The organism is Luteolibacter arcticus (assembly GCF_025950235.1).
GTDB classification, from domain to species: domain Bacteria; phylum Verrucomicrobiota; class Verrucomicrobiia; order Verrucomicrobiales; family Akkermansiaceae; genus Haloferula; species Haloferula arctica.
In genome coordinates this window covers 1-1,349 of the sequence record NZ_JAPDDT010000041.1, presented here as the reverse complement: position 1 = coordinate 1,349, position 1,349 = coordinate 1, and the positions used below count along the sequence as shown (strand labels likewise).

Here is a 1,349-nt window from a genome sequence, read left to right as displayed (position 1 = left end):
TCTCCACTCCCACTTTCGCGCTACCTGTGGACACGCTTGCGCGGCGCGGTCCCCAAGGGCCGCGCTATCCCGTCCGCGCTGCTCAGCCTTTTTTCGCGATGCCCGGCCATGCGGCCAGTTCATCGTCGTCCAGCCAGCCCAGCATCCACAGCCGGATGCCTTCCATCGCGCGCTTGCCGGGCAGCCGCCCGTTGTGTGCCGCCAGCAGCAGCGCGGCGATCAGCGCACAGTAAACCTGCACCGCCACCCCGCGCGGCCCTTCCGCAAGCCAATGCCGGCACGGCAGCACGCATTTGAGCCAGCGGAAGAAGCCTTCGATCTTCCAGCGCTGCCGGTAGATCTCGCAAATCTCCGTGGCACTGAGCCGTTCCACCGCCACGTTGGTGAGGATCATCACGTTCTCGCCACCGGGTCGCTGGATGCGCACCAACCGCCAGCCCTCGTCCTTCGCCCCGCGCCCGCCCAGTGCCACCCGCACGTGGTGGGTGATGCCCGCCGCCTTTTCCTTCGCGCTTATCGGCAGCTTTTCCAACTCGTGGATGACGGACTTGTCCTGGAGGCGCACGATGAAATCCGCGCCGATCTCACCGATGCGACGCAGCAGCCCGTAGTCGCCGGAATAGTTGCGGTCGCCGACATACATCACGCCGGCTTCCAGCAGGTCATGCCGCAGCACCCGCCGCTCGCATTCCCGGCCCGGCGTGATCTGCGCGCCCCCGCAGCCCGGCCCGAAGATCCTCCACCGCAGATGCAGCCGCACGGCTTTCTGGGTGGTGGAGTATTGGTCGCGCCAGCAGGCCCATTCCATCCGCCCGACAGCTTCCCACACGGTGCTGTCGATGGCTTCCACCGCGGTGCCTCCGAGCTTGCCGCGCAGCTCCGCGGGCAAGTCGTCCCCGCCGCGGGAAAGCAGTTCGCGCAGCACGCCGCGAAGGATTTCGGGATCGAATACCGCCTGGGCTTCCGAAAAACTGCCGAGGCTAACAGGCGGCAGCCCGGTGCCCTCTGCGAAACGCCTGGACTTGGAAGCCGCGCACAGTCCGCGCATCGAGCCGATGACCGGGTTGAGCAGGGTGAAGAGCATCATCACGAAGTAGCCCTTGGCATCGAACTTGCGGCGCGGGTCGAGTTCGCGCGGATCCTTGGTCCGGCGCTCGTCGAGCGGGCGAAGGACTTCGAGGAAGCGTTCCAGGATACGGAAGCCCGCGAGGATCTCCGGAGGAACAGGCGGCTTGGGCTTGCGTGCCACGCCCGCATGAATGCCAAAAAGGGCCGGGGAGTACCAGTGACCTTTTCGTCACACTACGCCGCCGTTCCGGCAAGCAGGGAGGATGCCGAACACTATTGGC

General features: G+C 66.3%; 1 protein-coding gene. It reads right to left on the bottom strand.

Annotated features, from left to right (window positions below):
• Positions 1–82: 82 nt before the first annotated feature.
• Positions 83–1,249, bottom strand: a complete 1,167-nt coding sequence (locus tag OKA05_RS29255; RefSeq protein ID WP_264490775.1) for an IS4 family transposase — start codon at positions 1,247–1,249, stop codon at positions 83–85.
• Positions 1,250–1,349 lie beyond the last annotated feature (100 nt).